The 16,256-nt window shown below is 73.2% G+C and carries 13 protein-coding genes and 2 pseudogenes; 10 read left to right on the forward strand and 5 right to left on the reverse strand.

Translation table 11 applies throughout. The annotated features are described in order from the left end of the window. Positions 1–181 precede the first annotated feature (181 nt). Both ACFV9M_RS16915 and ACFV9M_RS16920 read left to right on the forward strand, forming a co-directional pair. Positions 182–2,509: a PQQ-binding-like beta-propeller repeat protein gene (locus tag ACFV9M_RS16915; RefSeq protein WP_385063325.1), complete on the forward strand. Its 2,328-nt coding sequence runs from the start codon at positions 182–184 to the stop codon at positions 2,507–2,509. Positions 2,510–2,650: 141 nt separating this feature from the next. Further along, the gene (locus ACFV9M_RS16920; RefSeq protein ID WP_385063327.1) at positions 2,651–3,727 is read left to right on the forward strand and encodes a tyrosine-protein phosphatase; all 1,077 of its coding nucleotides are present in this window, start codon (positions 2,651–2,653) and stop codon (positions 3,725–3,727) included. 71 nt (positions 3,728–3,798) lie between these two features. Here ACFV9M_RS16920 and ACFV9M_RS16925 read toward each other — a convergent pair whose 3' ends face one another. Beyond that, positions 3,799–5,367 carry a polysaccharide lyase family 1 protein gene (locus tag ACFV9M_RS16925; RefSeq protein ID WP_385063329.1) on the reverse strand — a complete coding sequence of 523 codons (1,569 nt, stop codon included), beginning with the start codon at positions 5,365–5,367 and terminating at the stop codon, positions 3,799–3,801. Between the two features lie 894 nt (positions 5,368–6,261). On the opposite strand from ACFV9M_RS16925, the pseudogene ACFV9M_RS16930 reads away from it, so the two are divergent. From ACFV9M_RS16930 to ACFV9M_RS16940, 3 genes and pseudogenes are all read left to right on the forward strand, one after another. Then, positions 6,262–6,471, forward strand: a pseudogene (locus tag ACFV9M_RS16930) (Lrp/AsnC ligand binding domain-containing protein); the annotation flags it as partial. A 134-nt stretch (positions 6,472–6,605) separates the two neighbouring features. Then, complete coding sequence (locus tag ACFV9M_RS16935; RefSeq protein WP_385102473.1) at positions 6,606–6,959, forward strand: hypothetical protein; 354 nt, start codon at positions 6,606–6,608, stop codon at positions 6,957–6,959. Between the two features lie 199 nt (positions 6,960–7,158). Then, positions 7,159–7,410: pseudogene (locus ACFV9M_RS16940) on the forward strand (Tn3 family transposase); the annotation flags it as partial. Positions 7,411–7,425: 15 nt separating this feature from the next. On the opposite strand, the gene ACFV9M_RS16945 reads toward ACFV9M_RS16940, so the two are convergent. Next, on the reverse strand, positions 7,426–9,453 hold the full coding sequence (locus ACFV9M_RS16945) for a HelD family protein (RefSeq protein WP_385063426.1): 2,028 nt from the start codon (positions 9,451–9,453) through the stop codon (positions 7,426–7,428). Between the two features lie 264 nt (positions 9,454–9,717). Here ACFV9M_RS16945 and ACFV9M_RS16950 point away from each other — a divergent pair, with 264 nt between their 5' ends. The 5 genes from ACFV9M_RS16950 to ACFV9M_RS16970 all read left to right on the forward strand — a co-directional run bounded on the left by ACFV9M_RS16950 (position 9,718) and on the right by ACFV9M_RS16970 (position 14,282). Beyond that, entirely contained in the window at positions 9,718–9,990 is a 273-nt protein-coding gene (locus ACFV9M_RS16950; RefSeq protein WP_385063332.1) for a hypothetical protein, read from the forward strand. A 182-nt stretch (positions 9,991–10,172) separates the two neighbouring features. Next, positions 10,173–10,640, forward strand: a complete 468-nt coding sequence (locus ACFV9M_RS16955) for a DUF4334 domain-containing protein (RefSeq protein ID WP_385063334.1) — start codon at positions 10,173–10,175, stop codon at positions 10,638–10,640. Between the two features lie 40 nt (positions 10,641–10,680). Beyond that, positions 10,681–11,775 (forward strand): zinc-binding dehydrogenase, encoded by a 1,095-nt coding sequence (locus ACFV9M_RS16960; RefSeq protein WP_385063336.1) that lies wholly within the window; start codon positions 10,681–10,683, stop codon positions 11,773–11,775. A 438-nt stretch (positions 11,776–12,213) separates the two neighbouring features. After that, positions 12,214–12,651 carry a DUF485 domain-containing protein gene (locus ACFV9M_RS16965; RefSeq protein WP_385063337.1) on the forward strand — a complete coding sequence of 146 codons (438 nt, stop codon included), beginning with the start codon at positions 12,214–12,216 and terminating at the stop codon, positions 12,649–12,651. Next, complete coding sequence (locus ACFV9M_RS16970) at positions 12,648–14,282, forward strand: cation acetate symporter (RefSeq protein ID WP_385063339.1); 1,635 nt, start codon at positions 12,648–12,650, stop codon at positions 14,280–14,282. The genes ACFV9M_RS16965 and ACFV9M_RS16970 overlap by 4 nt, the downstream gene beginning before the upstream one ends. Here the strand turns inward: ACFV9M_RS16970 and ACFV9M_RS16975 are convergent. From ACFV9M_RS16975 to ACFV9M_RS16985, 3 genes are all read right to left on the reverse strand, one after another. Further along, positions 14,204–14,719 (reverse strand): beta-L-arabinofuranosidase domain-containing protein, encoded by a 516-nt coding sequence (locus tag ACFV9M_RS16975; protein WP_385063341.1) that lies wholly within the window; start codon positions 14,717–14,719, stop codon positions 14,204–14,206. The two genes, ACFV9M_RS16970 and ACFV9M_RS16975, sit on opposite strands and share 79 nt — an antisense overlap. 48 nt (positions 14,720–14,767) lie before the next feature. Then, positions 14,768–15,319, reverse strand: a complete 552-nt coding sequence (ssuE, locus tag ACFV9M_RS16980) for an NADPH-dependent FMN reductase (RefSeq protein WP_385063342.1) — start codon at positions 15,317–15,319, stop codon at positions 14,768–14,770. A gap of 100 nt (positions 15,320–15,419) precedes the next feature. After that, the gene (locus ACFV9M_RS16985) at positions 15,420–16,190 is read right to left on the reverse strand and encodes an alpha/beta hydrolase (RefSeq protein ID WP_385063344.1); all 771 of its coding nucleotides are present in this window, start codon (positions 16,188–16,190) and stop codon (positions 15,420–15,422) included. Positions 16,191–16,256 lie beyond the last annotated feature (66 nt).

Here is a 16,256-nt window from a genome sequence, read left to right on the forward strand (position 1 = left end):
GCAGAAGGAACGCCCGTGGCGCGAGATGTGTGAAGGTGGAGCACCCGCCTGGAGGGGAGATCCGTCGTGCGCGACGGTTTCGCGGCTTCGCCGCCGAGGGGCGCGGGTGTACGGGGAGGACGTGCCTGGTCGCGGGCACCGGTGAAGGGGCGTGCGGATGCCCGGCGGGGACAGGCACGGCGTGGCTCCGGACACGGCGGCGAAGGACCGTGCCGCCGGATCGGCGGCCGGGGCGGGGATGTCGGTGCGGGAACTGCGGCTCCGGCTGGACGACGCCCTCCGCGGCCACAGCGAGGTCCAGCGGGCCCTCCGGGACAACCAGGACACCATCCGGGTGCTCGAGGCGACGATCACGTCGTTGCAGGACCGCTGCGCGCGACTGGAGGCGGAACGGGACCGGGCGCTGCGGCAGGCCCGGTCGGTCACGGCGGCGGAGCGGGACCTGGAGGCGTTCGGCGCGACACTCGCCCGCGCCGAGCAACGGCTGGAGCTGGCCTTCCGGGACCGCGGCGCGGCCGAGGTCCTCCTCACGACCGTCCGCCACCGCGCGGAGAGCCACCGGCGCGAACTCCAGGCGCTCCATCAGGGTGCTTCCGTCGCCCCGGGCCCTGAGGAGAGCTCCGGTGGTGCGGAAGAACCGCCCGGCGAACCGGACGCGGCCCCGCACCGCCCTCCGCAGCAGTGGGAGTACGAGCTGCTGCTGGAGGCCGTCGACGACCGGCGTGCGACGCGGTGCGAACGGCTCGCCGAGGTACGGCAGCGGATGGGCATCGTCGAACCGGCCGACGTCCTTGCCGGGTCGGCGCGCGTCGTCGAGGGGAGCGTGCGTGTCGTCCGGCGGGACGGAGCCGGGGACGGCCCGGACGACTCCCCCGCCGGCGCCGGTGCCGTGGCGGCGACGGAAGCGGGCGGCACGGAGGCCGAGGCCCCGCCCTCGCCCCCGTCCGCCTCCCCGGCGTCCTCACGGGCGGGGCGGCTGTGGCGGACGGTGTCGGCCCGGGTCGTGGCCGGCTCCGTCCTGCCGTTCCGTCGGGGCCCGGACGGGGACGGTAGGACGGCGGGCGGCGGACGGCGTGGTCCGGGGCGCCCGGGTGGGCTTCGGGCCGTGCGGGCCGGCCGGTTGCGTGAGCTGTCGGTCGTGGTGCTGCTGGGGCTGACGATCACCACCGCGGCGCCACCGACGCAGGCTCCGCCCTCCTCCGACACGGACACGACGGACACCGGGACGGCGACGGAGACCGGGAAGGTGAGGGACACCGAGCCCGCGCCCGCGCTGCTGTGGAAGGACGGTCTCGCCCTCGGCGCCGGTCTCGGACCGGCCACCGCCGGCACCCAGTTCGTGCTGGACGACGATGCCGTGCAAGCGGTGGACACCACCACGGGCGCCACCCGCTGGTCCGAGCCGGCCCCCGAAGCCGGCGGCGGCTCCCTGACCGCCGACGCCACGACCCTCTACGTCACCGACGACCTCGCCACCGTCCAGGCCCGCGACAGCAGCACCGGCGCCCGGCGGTGGACCCGCGACCTGTCCGATGTGCTGCCGGATGCCGGCGGCGGTGCCGCCCTCACGGCCGGCATGGACGAACCCGTACGGAGCGACACCGTGCCGGACACCCTCTACGTGACGATGTGGAGGTGGTATTCCTGGACCATCACGACGCAGGGGTCCCACACCGGTTCCGGTTCCCGACGGGGAGGGGTGCGCGTCGCGTCGGACGTCCGGCCCGCCCTGTGCGTCACGAGCAGCGTCTGTCGCAGTGACACGCGGCACGGCTTCCCGACCTTCATCGGCGGTTACGTGACGGCCGCGCTCGACACCCGCACCGGCACTGTGCGCTGGCACACCGGGGGCCGGTTCCTCGCCGAAGCCGGGACGCTCTGCCTGACCACGAGCGACGAGGGCACCCAGGGTGTCGACTGCCGCACCGGCGTCCCGCGATGGGGGATCGACACCGACTGCGAATCCGCCGTGAGCGACGAACGGCACACCCTCGCGGCCTGCCTGGCCGACGGCCAGGTCCACGGCATCGACCCCGCCGACGGCGAGGAACTGTGGCGGGCCGGCCCGTTCCCCGGCCCGCTGTCGGACCCGGCGGTCTCGAACGGCCTGGTCCGCTTCACGGCCGCCGACGGCCGTCTCTACGCCGTGGACCTCTCCGCGGGCGGACTGCGCTGGTCGGAGCCGGCGGGCCGCGCCAAGTCCGTGCCCGTCCCCGACCGCGACCTCGTCCACGTCGCGGGCGACGACGGGCGCCTCTACGCCTTCGACTCCGCCACCGGCACGCGCGTCTGGTCCGCCCCGGCCGGCGGCAGTATCACGGCAGGCCCCCAGGTCCAGGGCGACACCGTCTACGTCGGCGCCGAGGACGGGCGGGTGTACGCCCTCGACCGGGCCGACGGCACCCGGCGGTGGAGCGCGGCAGCCGGCGGTGGAGCGGTCACCGGCCTGCACGCCGCCTCCGGGCACGTCACCACCCTCACCGACCGGCACATCGTCCACCTGCGCTGACCGTCCGGGCGGCACGGGCCGGCCGGGCCGGTGGATGCGGGGCACCGTGCGGGGGCGCCGGCCGGAGCATGGCATCGGGCCGACGACGGCACGTCGCGGACCGTTCACCTCCGGCTTCCTTTCGAGGCGAACGATCCGGCCATGACACACATGACACACGTCAGGACGGCCGCGTGCGCCCTGACGGCGGCCGCCGTGCTCGCGGGCGTCGCCGCCCCCGCCGCCGTCGCGGCCCCGGCGTCCCGCCAGAGCGCCTCCGCGCGCATCCCCTTCACGGCTGCCGAGGTCACCGCCCAGGACGACGGCTCGTACCGCATCACCTGGGAGGCGCCGGGCGTGCGGCACGTCGCCGTCCGCGCGGGCGGGCGTACCGTCGCCTCCGGCGGCTCGGCCGGTTCGGTCACGGTCAGGGGCCTGCCCGCCGCCGACCGGCAGTGGTTCGACCTGGTGCCCGACCGGGGCGGCAGGCTGCGCCTGGCCGACCGGCTGATCGAGCTCGACGGCGCCGTCAACTTCCGTGACGCGGGCGGCTACCGCACCGTCGACGGCCACTGGGTGAAGATGGGCGTCGTCTACCGTTCGGACGCGCTGAACAACCTCACCGACGCCGACCTCGCCAAGCTGAGGCGGCTGGGTCTGTCCGTCGACTACGACCTGCGCATGACGTCCGAGCGGACCGCCGCGCCGGACCGGCTGCCCAGCGGTGTGCGCTACGTGGTGGCCAACGTCAGCGGCGACTCGGCGGGCGGCGGCTACACGATGCCCACCACCGCCGAGGGCGCCACCCAGATGATGATCGCCGGCGAGAAGGCGATGGTGAGCGGCGAGACGGCGAAGGCCGCCTATTCCACGGTCTTCGGCGGCCTCACCGACGACGCCGACGGCTCGCTGTACCACTGCACCGCGGGCAAGGACCGCACCGGCTGGGCCAGTGCCACCCTGCTCACCGCCCTCGGGGTGCCGCGTGAGACGGTCATGCGGGACTACCTCGCCTCCAACGACTACCGTGCCGAGGCCAACGCCGCCGCCCTCGCGGCCCTGCCGGCCGACCAGGCCGCCGTCTACAAGCCGCTGCTGGACGTCCGCGCCGAGTACCTGAACTCCGGGTTCGACGAGGTCGAGGACGCGTACGGCTCGTTCTCCGCGTACGAGAAGAACGCCCTCGGCCTGGACGCCAAGGACATCAGGAAGCTGAAGTCCCGGTTGCTGGTGGGCTGACGGCCGCCGGGAACCGTCACTCGAACGGGCCGCGGTCCGAGTGACGGTCGCCGTCGGGCCGGCGGGGACTCCTACTGGTCGTAGGTCTCGAACTCGGCGACCTTCGGCGTGGCGGTCGAGCCGGTGATGTCGAAGGTGACCTTGCTGAGGGAGGTGCGCGGGAACGAGATGGTTCCCGCGCCGCTGCCGGAGGTCAGGACGGCGCCGGTGTCGGCGTTGAGGACCCGCCAGGACCCGATGGAGCCCTCGGAACCGGACGCCTCCCGGATGACGACGGTGGAGACGGCGGTGGCCGAGCCCCACTTGATGGAGATGGAACCGGTCGAGCCGGTCGGCGACCAGTAGGTGCTCAGGTCACCGTCGCGCACATTGCCGTAACTCGTGCCACTGGCTTTGCTGGAGCCGTCGGAGCCGGCGCCCAGGCTGAGGTTGGTGCCGCTGGGCAGGGTCGCGCTCGACGTGGGAGTGGGCGTGGGCGTCGTGGAGGTGGCCGTGGCGGTCGGGGTCGGGGTCGGGGTGGACGTCGGTGTCTGCACCGTGCAGTTGCCGTCCGACACCTGGAGCCCGGTGCCGGCTCCCGCCGTCCGGCTGACGACGTCCGGTACGCAGGCGGCGGCGTCGAGCGTGTACGCGTAGGGGATGCCGACGGTGGTGTTGGACTGCGGGTCGGGACCGGCCGGGTTGTTCTCCTCGCCGGCCTCGGACCAGGTCACGTTGTCGAAGACGTTGCCGCCGACCTGCCAGTAGCCGGCCTCGTCGGTGTAGAAGGTGCCCAGGACGTCCTTGGAGTCCTCGAAGTAGTTGTTGTCCACCTTGGCGCGGGCCCCGGCACGGGAGTTGATGCCGGACTCGTTGAGGCTCACGTAGTGGTTGTTGTAGATGTGGGCGACCCCGCCGCGCAGCAGCGGGGTACGGGAGTCGATGTTCTCGTAGAGGTTGTGGTGGAACGTGACGTAGCCGTTGCTGAGGTCGCTCTCGCTGGACCCGATGAGGCCGCCCCGGCCGGAGTTGCGCAGGACGCTGTACGACAGCGTCACGTACTGGGTGTCGTCCTTCATGTCGAAGAGGCCGTCGTAGCCCTCGGACTCACCGCCCGACGCCTCCAGGGTCACGTGGTCGACCCAGACGTTGCGGACGTCGCTCTCCATGCCGATGGCGTCCCCGCCGTTGGACGTGGGCGAGCCGGACTTCTTGACGTTCTTGACCGTCACGTTCTGGATGACGATGTTGCCGGCCTCGCGGATGTGGATGCCGAGCTGGTCGAAAACGGCACCGCCGCCGACGCCGACGATCGTGACGTTGCTGATCTGCTTGAGCTCGATCACCCCGTCGGCGGTGTTGCAGCTGTCGCCCGACACCTTGGCCGTGTTGCCGTGGTTGACGGTGCCCTCGACCTCGATGGTGATCGGGGTGGCGCTGTCGGCCCGTCCGCACAGGGCCGCGTGGATCTCGGTGCCCGTGGTGGCCCGTACCGTCTGGCCGCCCGCGCCGCCGGTCGTTCCGCCGTTCTGGGTGGCGTAGCCGGTGGCGCCGCCGGTCGCCGCCGACGCCTCGGGCATGGACAGCGCCACTCCGGCCGCGGCCGCGATGGCCAGGGCGGCCGAGGCGGCGGAGAGTCTCAGTGCGACTGGTCGTCTCATCGTGCGTCTCCTGATCCGTCTTCGAACATGGGGAGGTGCTGCTCTGTACGCCGGCCTCGCGTCGGCTGTCCGGGGCGGCTGCCGGATCGGCAGGGGACCTGGTGTCCCGGGCGGCCCGGCGGGGCCGGTGGGGCCGGTGGGGCCGGTGGGGTCCGGTCGCCGGGCAGGCCGAAGTCGGCCCTGGTGCGGCTGGCTCTTTCGACGCGCCCGGGCGGCCACCGCGGCCCGGAGCGCCTCGGACCGCCGGCCCGGGGCGGACGCTCACGTCCGGGTGTCCCGTGTGCCGGCGTGGTGACGGACGGCGGCGGCCCGGCCCCGGCGCGGTGACCGCCGGGGCCGGCGGCCGGCCCGCCGTCCGTCAGAGGAAGCCGTCGCCGCCTGGAGCGCGGTGGACGGCGTGGTGCGTGTGCGGCATGGCGTGCACCCTTCGTTCCTCGGCACGTCGGCGTCGTTGGACAGCCGCGTGCCGGATCTCCGGCGGCTCGTGCACACGTCGCGGCGGCCCCCGCGACGAATGGCTCTCTGGGAGCGGTCCCACGCTCATCAGAAAGCGCTTTCCCTTGTTCCGTCCGCGACAATAGGGCGGGGTGCGGCCGGCTGACAAGGGTCTGGCACGGGGGAGGATGCGGCCGCTGGCGGATCGTGTGACGGGTCGTCAATACGTGCCGGCCGGTGGCGTTTGGGGGACCGACGACGGGTTCGACGGGTTCGACGGTACGAAGGGGCGACGGCATCCGCTTCGGCTTCGGTGCGGTCAGCCGCCCTCGTGCGCGGGTGGCCTGCGGTCCTGTACGCGGGTCCGGTACAGCCACAGGAGCACGCCCACCGCCAGCACGCCGACGGCCACGGCCAGTTCGGTGACGCCGGTGCGGACGGCAGTTCGTCGAGGAAGGCGGCGAGGTCAGCTACGTCTCCACCACCGTCGGCAGGGCCGATGTCTTCGCCCAGGTGCTCGTCGCCGACGACGGCGCGCTGTGGCGGTTCCTCCAGGAACGCGTACGCCCGCTGGACGGCGTCCTGGAGACCGAGTGCACCCTCGAAGTCGCCGTGCACAAGCTCTGGTTCGACAAGGACGGCTCCGGCCGGCCCGGCGGCGCGCGGTAAGGGCGGCCGCGCGCGGCCCGGACACCTGACCGCGCGCGGCCCCAGGCCCGGCCGGGCCTGGGGCCGCAGCACGGAGTCAGCACGTCCGGGTCACAGACGGGTGTTCCGCCGCATTCAGCGAGCCGGACGGGGGCATGAACCGCTCCATGCTCGCCTGTGCCTGCGCCGACATACCCGGCGCCGCCCGTTCCACCGTGATGTTCAGCCTCATCATGCCGATCGTGCTCGCACTGCTCGCCACGGCCGCCCTCGCCGTCGTCTGCGCGGTCGCCTGGACCGCGGACCGTCTGCTGCGCCGCCCGCCCGCCGGGGCGGAGCGGCACGACGCCGACGCCCCGCCGCCCGACGCCCCGCCGCCCGACGCCCCGCCGCCCGACGCGCCGCCGCCCGACGCCCCGGCCGGCCCGCGCCCGGACACGGAGCCCGGAGTCCGCAGCGGGCTGGACGCGTTCACCTGGACCGAGGAACACCCGGACCCACGGCACTGAGCCGCGCTCCCGGGGGAAGCCGACGGCACCGCGGGCACTCGGACAAACTGCGGTCTGCCGCCGCGGCGGCGGATGCCGGGTATCCCGACAACGAGGGCCTGGTCATCGCCCCGGACGCCGGCATCCCCTCACTCAAGGTGCGGCCCTCCGCGAAGCGGGGCGGCGAGCACCCCCGTGCGCCGGGCCGGCGGACGCGCCACTGCGCCAGCGGGTGACGGCCGTGACGGACGAGGTCGAGTCGTTCAACCGGTTCTCCCAGTGGGTCGGCTTCGGCAACCAGGACGTACTCGCCGACAACCACCCCGTCGAGCAGGAGAAGGCGATGAAGTTCAGCTCTCTGCTCACGAATGCGGTGATCTTCCACAATTCCCTGGACATCTCCGAGATCGTCCGCCGGCTGCCGGAAGAGGGATGGGAGATCGATCCTGAGGACCCGGCCCATATCTCGCCGTACCTGACCGAGGCGTCAGGCGGGCTGGACGGTGATGGTGCAGAGGCGTTTGGTGGCCCGGGTCAGGGCTACGTACAAGTCCCTTTCCCCGCCGGGGCGGGCCGTGATGATTTCCTCGGGATTCATGACGACGACCCCGTCGAATTCCAGGCCGCGTGCTTCGGACGCCGGCACGATGCGTGCGTGGTGAGCAATGCCCTGGGCCGTCAGCTCGCTCACCCTGGTGTCCGCGCAGATCACTCCCAGAAGCTCGCCCGGGTGCGCGGTGCTCTGGGCGCGGAGTTCCTGAACGACGGCGGTGACCAACGCGTCCGGAGGTGTGGTCACGGTGCGAGGGCTCTCACCGCTTCGCGGTGACCGTGTGGGCTTCTGGTCCGGAGCGATCCGCGTGAGCAGGTCCCGGACGCTCTCCAGGATCTCCTGCGTGGTGCGGTAGCTGACGGTCAGGTTGTGCAGTGTGAACCGCGGTCCGACGTGGGGGCTCAGTGCCTCCTTCCAGTCGCGTGCCGTCGCGACCGGGCCTGCCTGGGCGAAGTCACCCACCAGCGTCATCGCCCTTGCCGGGCAGCGGCGGACGATCATCCGCCACTGCATGGCGGTCAGTTCCTGCGCCTCGTCGACGACGACGTGCCCGTACGTCCGCTCGGGGGGCCCGTCGACCAGGCTCGCCGCCTCGTCCAGCAACGGCACATCGGCATCGGTCCACGGGTCGTCCGGACCGCGCAGCAGCAGGGACCGCTCGTGCGCGGTCAGGCGGGGCAGGTGCTCGGCGAGAGCGCCGGCGTTCGTCAGGAGCGCCTGCACGAGGTCACCGGGTACCAGCCGCGGCCACAACACCTCGACCGCTCGGTCGACGCCGGCGTCGTCGAGGAGATCGGCTCGGACGGCGTCCAGGTCCAGCTCGTGGGCCGGACCCGAGTCGGCCGCGCCTTCGGCACGGCGCTGGGCGGCTCCCGTGAACCGGTCGAGGTCCATGCCCGTCATCCTGGCGGCATCGGCGTCGATCTGTTCCAGGAGGTCGCCCATGTCCCGTTGCATCGCGTCGGTGACGGCGTCGACCAAGAGCTCTCTGAACACCTGGCGCGCGGGGTTGTGCCCCGGTGCGGCTGCCACGGCGGCGTCGCGTGCCGTGGCGACTTCCTCACCGGACAGGTGAACCAGTTCCCGTCCGACCCGCACGGTGAAGTCACCGGCGGGGGCTTGGTGGACGCGCAGCAGGCCGGCCAGGGCGTCGGCGAGGTCGGAGCCGCCCTTGAGACGCGCCGTGTCGAACGGGTCCACCGTGTCCGTGGACACTCCGGCCAGTTCCCGGCAGGTCGTTAGAACGACGTCGTTCTCCCCGAGCGAGGGAAGGACCTGGGAGATGTAGTCGAGGAAGCGGGCGTTCGGGCCCACCACCAGGACACCCTCCTCCGCGGCGCGCGGGAACGCGTACAGGACATAGGCCGCCCGGTGCAGGGCGACCACCGTCTTGCCGGTGCCGGGCCCGCCCTGCACCACGGTCACCCCGCGGTGGGCGGAGCGGACGATCTCGTCCTGCTCGGCCTGCAGTGTCGCGACGGCCGCGTGCATCCTGCCCGTACGCCGTGCCGACAGAGCCTCGGTCAACGGGCCGTCCCGCACGACGTCCTCGTCGGTCGGGGCGGTCCCGTCCAGCAGTTCGTCGCTCACCGAGATGACCGTGCGCTCCTCGAGGCGCAGGTGCCGGCGCCGCCGCAGGCCCATCGGGTGGACCGGTGTCGCCTCGTAGAAGGGCCGTGCCGCGTTCGCGCGCCAATCCACTAGCAGAGGCAGGTCGTCCTCCTCCGTATGCAGTCCGATCCGTCCGATGCGCAGGGCCGTGCCATCCGTCCAGTCGATGCGTCCGAAGACCAGCCCCTTTTCGGCGCCCTCCAGCCGGCCGATCTCCTTGGCCAGACGCTCGGCGGCGATTTCCCTCTCGTATGCCTCACCGGCGCTGTCCGCCGGGGATTTCAGCACACTCGCTCGGTTTACTCGCGCCTCGGAAAGCCGCTCGGTGAGCAACTCATATAAGGAGGACACATAATCCTGCTCCGATTCAACCGCACGCGCGGCGGGATCATTCATCTTCGACAACAGGGGCTCCTTCGAATCGAGCCACACCATACGGTCAAAGTTCCTTGAAGGTAAGTCTTGACTTACCTGGCGAAGCCATGTCCTTGCGACTGAATCCATGACGGCTGACCGTACGGCGTATCACGCTTCCGCCGTTCCGCCGTTCCGTATATCGCTGATTGCGCTCCCGATGCCCGCCTGCCTTCGCCTGCCTTATGGGCGAGCCCGCCCTTGAATTCCGGCGGTTTTGCCGCGCCCGGGAAGACGAGCACAGAATGGGTCAAGCCCTCGACCTGTCCCCCACTGCCCGACCCGTACCGACGGCCCCTGGTCTTCACGGCGCAGACCCTCGCCGCCGCCGGCGAACTCCAGCGCGGCCTCCAGCGCGAACCGACCTACGACGGGCTGCGGGCCGCCGAAGCGAAGGCGCCCGTCGATCCGGGCGCCCCGGCTCCGCAACTGGCGGCTTCTGGGCCTACCTCGGCGCTACCCCTGGACGGCTGACCGGCGCACCCCTTCACCCTCCGCTGTCCGCCGCCGTCCACCGTCCTCCGCCGCCCGCCCCTCGCCGAGTTCCGTGGTGAACGGGTGTTCTTCCCTCCCACCCCTGGCCCTCCATGAAACAGTGATACATAATGCCAATGTTTGTTTCATTCAGTGGTCTCCCCCGGAGGGAAGGACAGCCGATGGACATCGAGGAAGCCCGCGCCCGGTTCGAGGTCCTGCGCGGCAAGGACTCCGCCGTCCCGGCCGGGGAACTCGACGCCGTCTGGGCCGCGTTGCCCACCGTCCGCGTCGAGGACATCCTCGGCGAGTGGCGCGGCAGCGGGTTCGACACCGGGCATCCGCTGTACCGGCGTCTGCGGGCCTCCGGCTGGTACGGCAAGTCGTTCCTCTCGGCCGACGAGGCCAAGCCGCTGATCATGCGCGGGGAGGACGGGCAGCTGTACTCCGACACCGAGCTGGGCAAGGGCGAGGCCAGTCTGTGGATGGTCGAGTTCCGGGGCGAGTCGACGGCGACCATGGTCTACGACGGCCAGCCGGTCTTCGACCACTTCAAGGCGGTCGACGACCGCACCCTCCTGGGGATCATGAACGGCAAGGGCTTCGGCGAGGACGGTCCCTTCTTCTACTTCCTCCTCGACCGCGTCTGAGCGGGCCGACCGGTCCCGCCGACGGAGACGGAGCCTGATCGTGAAAGCCGCAGTCGTGGACGCGGCGGGCGGTGGATTCGCCCTCCAGGACATCGACATCGCCGAGCCCGCGGGCCACGAGGTCCTGGTGGAGGTGAGGGCGTCCGGCCTCTGCCACACCGACCTCACCCTCGCCACCCACGCCCCGACCGGCTACTCCCCGCCGGTGGTCCTGGGACACGAGGTCGCCGGTGTCGTCACCGCCCTCGGGCCGCGCGCCGGCGCCTTCGCCGTCGGCGACCATGTGGTGGGCTGCCTCGTCCAGTGGTGCGGCGACTGTCCCGCGTGCCGGGACGGCAGGACGTACCAGTGCGGCCACCCCGGGGCCACCCTGCGCGATCCGCAGCGGCAGGCTCCCCGGCTCAGCCGCGCGGGGCGGCCGGTCACCCAGGGAATGGGGCTGGGCGGCTTCGCCGAGCGGGTCCTCGTCCACGAGAACCAGCTGACCGCCGTCCCCCGGCGCATGCCGTTCGCCCCGGCCGCCCTGCTGGGCTGCGGGGTGCTGACCGGCGTGGGGTCCGTGCTCAACGGCGCGCGGGTGCGGGCCGGGGAGACCGTCGCCGTGATCGGCGTGGGGGGCGTCGGGCTGAACGCGGTGAGCGGGGCGGTGATCGCCGGCGCCTCGCGCATCGTCGCGGTGGACGTGCAGGCCGGCAGGCTGCGGCGGGCGCGCGCCTTCGGCGCCACGGACGTCGTCGACTCCACGGCCACGGACGCCGTCGCGGCCGTGCGCGAGCTGACCGGGGGCGGGGTGCGGCACGCCTTCGACGTCGTCGGCGTGCCGGCGACGACGGAACAGGCGCTGCGCATGACCGCCCTCGGGGGTGCCGTGCACGTGGTGGGCCTGGCGGGCGGCAAGGGGGAGATGAAGCTGTCCCTGCCGCGGCTGCTGCTGGAGCAGAAGCGGCTCCAGGGCCTGATCATGGGGTCGGCCGACCCCCGGCGCGACATCCCCCGCTACGCGGACCTGTATCTGCGGGGCCGTCTGAACCTCGACGACCTCGTCTCCCGGCGGATCGCGCTCGGCGAGATCGACGCCGGGTACGCCGCCCTCCGGGACCCCTCGGTGGCACGGGTCGTCGTCACGTCCTTCTGATCCCTGCCGACCGGACCGATCCCCGCCGACCGGGCCGGCCCGCGGCGGCCTCCGCGCAGCGGGGGACGCCGCCGGTACGGCGCGCCGCCGCCCCGGGATCTTGGCCGACGCCGTCCCGGCCGGCCCTCTCCCCTGAGCCCGTGGCGCCGCGCGTTTTCCGCCTCCCCGCGCCACGGCGGACCCGGGACGGCCGCACCCCGCCCGCCCGTCCCACCGCAGGTCGGCGGCTCCCGCCCGACCGGCCGTGACCTCTGACATCCCACCAGAAACAGGCGTAACAGCTGAGGTTCCGTCGTCCATCAGCCGTCCACCGGCCACTTCGGTAAAAACCCTCCACATCGTACGCGTGGCCGAATACCGTGCGGGGACCCGAGCCGCTCCCCCACGCCGTCACGCGCCCGTTCACGCGGGGCCGCCGCCGCTCCAGGAGATCCGTACATGTCCTACGGGAACGCCGAGCCGCACCCCCGACCACCCGCTCTCCCCCATCCGGCCCACCCCCCGCTCCCGGCCCTCGACGGCGGCTCTCCCGACGGGCGGCAGGACGGCGGGGCCCCTGCCCGCGCCGGCGACCACGGCGCCCTGCGCCGGCTGCGGCGGACGTACCGGCGCCAGCGGCGCGTGACCACCGTCCTGGCCCTCGGGTACTTCACGGCGTTCCTGGTGCTGTCCGCGAACGAACCCGCCCTCATGGCCCGGCCGTTGCCCGGCGGCCTGCCGCTCGGCGTGGTCCTCGCCCTCTCCCACGTCCCCGTCACCTGGCTCGCCGTGCTGCTCTACGAACTCACCGCGCGACGCTACGTCGACCCCCTGGCCCTGCGCGTCGAACGGCACGCCTCGTGGGGCTCGGCCCCCGGCCGGGGGCCGGGCCGGTGACCGTCTTCGACGGGACGGCGCAGACCTGGTCGCTGGTGGCCTTCTGCTCCGCCGTCAGCTTCACCCTCCTGCTGTGCGTGCTGACCGGACCCGACAGCGACGACCTCGCCGAGTTCTACACCGGCTACCGCTACCTCTCCCCCCTGCGCAACGGGCTGGCCATCGCCGGGGACTACGTCTCCGCGGCGACCGTGCTGACCATAGGCGGCGTCATCGCGCTGTCCGGCTACGACGGTGTCGTCCTCGCCGTCAGCACCCTGCTGTCCCTGCTGGTGCTGATGTTCCTGCTGGCCGAACCGCTGCGCAACACCGGCCGGTTCACGATGGGGGACGCGCTCGCGCGCCGCACGTCCGGCCGGTCGGTGCGGATCGTCGCCTGCCTGGTGACCATCGCCTCGCTGGTGCCGATGATGCTCGTCCAACTGGCCAGCACCGGCCAGTTGCTGGCGTACATCCTGGGGTTCTCCAGCGCCTCCCTGAAGACCGGCTGCGTGGTCGGCGTGGGCACCCTGATGATCGTGTACGCGGCGGTGGGCGGCATGCGCGGGACCGCCCTGCTGCACATCCTCAAGATGGTGACGCTGCTGGGGAGCGGGGTCGTCGTCGCCGTGCTCGTGCTGCACGCCTTCGACTTCCGCCCCGCGGCCCTGTTCCACAGCGCGGCCGAGCGCAGCGGGGCGGGCGCGGCGTACCTGCGCAGCGGCCTGCAGTTCGCGGGCGGACCGTACCCGCGTCTGGACATGGTGACGACCCAGTTCGCCATCGTGCTGGGCGGGGCGTGCCTGCCGCACGTCACGATGCGCATGTACACCGCCTCCGACGCGCGGCAGGTCCGGCGGTCGATGTCCTGGGCGGTGTCGTCCGTCGCCCTGTTCGTGCTGGTCGTCACGGTGATCGGGGTCGGGGCGACGGCTCTGGTGGGACGGGCGGGCATCGCGGCCGGCGATCCGCGCGGCAACACGGCCTACCTGCTGGGCTCGCGGGCCGCGTTCGGCGAGCACGTCTCGCGTCCGGAGACGCTGCTGTTCACCGCGGTCACCACGGCGATCTTCCTGACGCTGCTCGCGTCGGTCGCCAGCATGACGCTCGCCTGCGCGAACTCCCTGGCGCACGACGTCGTGGCGTCCCGCCGCTCGGGGCTGACCCCGGTGCGCGAGACGGCCGTGGCCCGCGTCTCGGCGGTGGTGGTGGGCGCGCCGGTGATCGCGCTCGCCGCGCTCGTCCAGCACCGCAGCCTTCAGCCCCTCGCCACGGTCTCGTTCTGCCTGGCGGCGTCCGCGATCGCGCCGGCGCTCGTCTACAGCCTGTTCTGGCGGCGCTTCACCCGGACCGGCCTGCTGTGCACGCTCCTCGGCGGCTCGCTCGCCGTGCTCGTGCTGATGCCGGGCACCAGCCTCGTCTCCGGTTCGCCCACCGCCGCCTTCCCCGAATCCGACTTCAACTGGTTCCCGTTCACCACGACGGGCCTGGTCTCCATCCCCCTCGGCTTCGTCCTCGGCTGGCTGGGCACGGTCCTTCCCGGCCGGCGGGCGCAGCGGGAGGCGCGGCGCGGCTACGAGTCGGTGGAACGTCTCATCCTGGCCGGGCCGGGGGGCGGGACCGCTCCCGGACGCACCGAGCCGGGACGCTGACCGGCTCCCGTCGTCGGTCCGTCTCCTCTTCCCATGGTGGCCATCGCACGGCGGCCCGGCCGCGCCGCCGTGGCGTACGTGGCCGCGCCGCCGTGGCGTACGTGGCCGCGCAGCTGGATGTCGGGGGCCTCCCATCCGCCGCAGGGTTCGGCGGAGGAGGGCAGGCCCACGGTGCGGCGGAAGGTGTGCAGGAGCCGGTCGGCGTCGACGAAGAGCAGATAGGCGCGGGTGCGGCGCATGTTGGCGAGGAAGGGGCTGTCCAGGAGGCGGACGTCGGACAGCTCGAAGGCGGCGAGGGCGGGGCCGGTGGCCGGCGGCCCGGCGTCCGGCGGCCCGGTGACCGGGCGGGCCTCGGGTCCGGCGGCGTGGGCGGCCACGGGGGGTGCGATCGTGGTGACGGCCGCCGCGGCCGTGGCGGACGATTTTGAAACGTTCAATTCACGGTGGTCCGCCTCCCTGACCCTGACCCGGACGGCACGACGTCATCAGGAGACCGGCGCGGCGGTGCGGCCGGACAGCGCGGCGGAGAAGGCGTCCGTGACCTCGGCGAGGGCGTCCGCCGCGGCCGGCGCCACGGTCGTGGTGCCGTCGCCGCCGATGATGATGTCCTTGTCCAGGGTGAACCAGCCCTGGACGATGTGCGCGGCGCCCATGGAGTTGAGGACCGGGCGCAGGGCGTAGTCGATGGCCAGGACATGGGCGGTGCTGCCGCCGGTGGCGAGCGGGAGCACGGTCTTGCCGCGCAGGGCGTACTGCGGCAGCAGGTCGAGCAGTGCCTTCAGCAGGCCCGAGTAGGCGGCCTTGTACACGGGCGTGCCGATCACGATCCCGTCGGCCCGCTCGAACAGGGCGGCGGTCCGGACGATCGCCGGGTGGGCGAAGTCGGCGCCGAGCAGCGCGTCGGCGGGAAGGGTCCGCACGTCCAGCGCGGTCACGTCGTGGCCCTGGAGGCGGAGCCGGTCGTCGAGGTGGCGCAGGAGGCCGGTGGTGCGGGAGGTGGCGGAAGGGCTTCCGGACACGGACAGGACGGTGGGCATGGGCAGGGCCTTCCGGTGATGCGGGCGGGCGGGGAGCGGGGTGGGACGGCCGGCGTGCGGCGGTCACCGCGTCACCTCGGAGCGCGGGCGTCGGGCGCGCTCACCACGCGCTCGTCTCCACCGTGACGAGGGGCCGCAGACCGTCGCGGAGCGCCTCCAGGAAGGTGACGACCTCCGCCGCCACCGAACGGTGCTGCAGATCGTTCAGGACGTCGTGATGGGCTCCGCGGACCACGGAAAGACGCGCCTGGGGCAGGGACTTCGCCAACCGGGCGAGGGCGGCGCGGTCCGCGAGCGGGTCGGCGTCGCCGACGAGGAGCAGGACGGGTACGGCGATGTCGCCGCCGTACGCGGCGGTGAGGACGGCCTCGGGCAGCGCCTCGCCGAGGGAGCCGCGGCGGACCTCGGCGTCCTGGGAGAGGACGCCCCGGTGGGTGGGGCAGGAGGTGCGCACGTCCAGTTCCTCGTCCCACCCGCCGCCGTCGGCAGCGGCGTCGTGGCCGGGCAGGCCCGCGAGGACCACGGCGTGCGGCTGGCGGGCGGAGGGGATCTCCGCCTGGGTGAGCAGCGCGGCGACGGCCGCGGCCCCCGCGTCCGCTCCGACGAGGACGACGGGTTCGGCGACGCCCTGCTCGCCCGCGGTGCCGTCCACGGCCTCGGCGAGCCGCTGCGCGAACCGGCCGAGCGCGCCGGTCGGATCGCCGCCGTCGAGGTCCGGGGCGTCGACGACCCGGACGCGGTAGGCGTCGGTGGCGAGCCGCCTGCCGAAGCGGTTGTACGTCGCCCGGGTCTCGCCCCGCCCCGGCACGACGACGACCGTGCCCCGGACGAGAAGGCCCTCGGGGCCGTGGTGGTCGGTGTACTCGGTCATGGTGAACTCCTGACGGGGGAAGGGGCGGAGGGACAGGGATGCCGGGGCGGGTCCGTGGCTTGGTCG

It is taken from the genome of Streptomyces sp. NPDC059895 (assembly GCF_042731035.1).
Lineage (GTDB): Bacteria > Actinomycetota > Actinomycetes > Streptomycetales > Streptomycetaceae > Streptomyces.

What these genes read in the sequence shown, in the direction of transcription:
- ACFV9M_RS16920 (WP_385063327.1), top strand. Translation starts at nt 2,651, where the DNA reads ATGACACACATGACACACGTCAGGACGGCCGCGTGCGCCCTGACGGCG.
- ACFV9M_RS16925 (WP_385063329.1), bottom strand. Translation starts at nt 5,367, where the DNA reads ATGAGACGACCAGTCGCACTGAGACTCTCCGCCGCCTCGGCCGCCCTG.
- ACFV9M_RS16935 (WP_385102473.1), top strand. Translation starts at nt 6,606, where the DNA reads ATGAACCGCTCCATGCTCGCCTGTGCCTGCGCCGACATACCCGGCGCC.
- ACFV9M_RS16955 (WP_385063334.1), top strand. Translation starts at nt 10,173, where the DNA reads ATGGACATCGAGGAAGCCCGCGCCCGGTTCGAGGTCCTGCGCGGCAAG.
- ACFV9M_RS16965 (WP_385063337.1), top strand. Translation starts at nt 12,214, where the DNA reads ATGTCCTACGGGAACGCCGAGCCGCACCCCCGACCACCCGCTCTCCCC.
- ssuE (WP_385063342.1), bottom strand. Translation starts at nt 15,319, where the DNA reads ATGCCCACCGTCCTGTCCGTGTCCGGAAGCCCTTCCGCCACCTCCCGC.
- ACFV9M_RS16985 (WP_385063344.1), bottom strand. Translation starts at nt 16,190, where the DNA reads ATGACCGAGTACACCGACCACCACGGCCCCGAGGGCCTTCTCGTCCGG.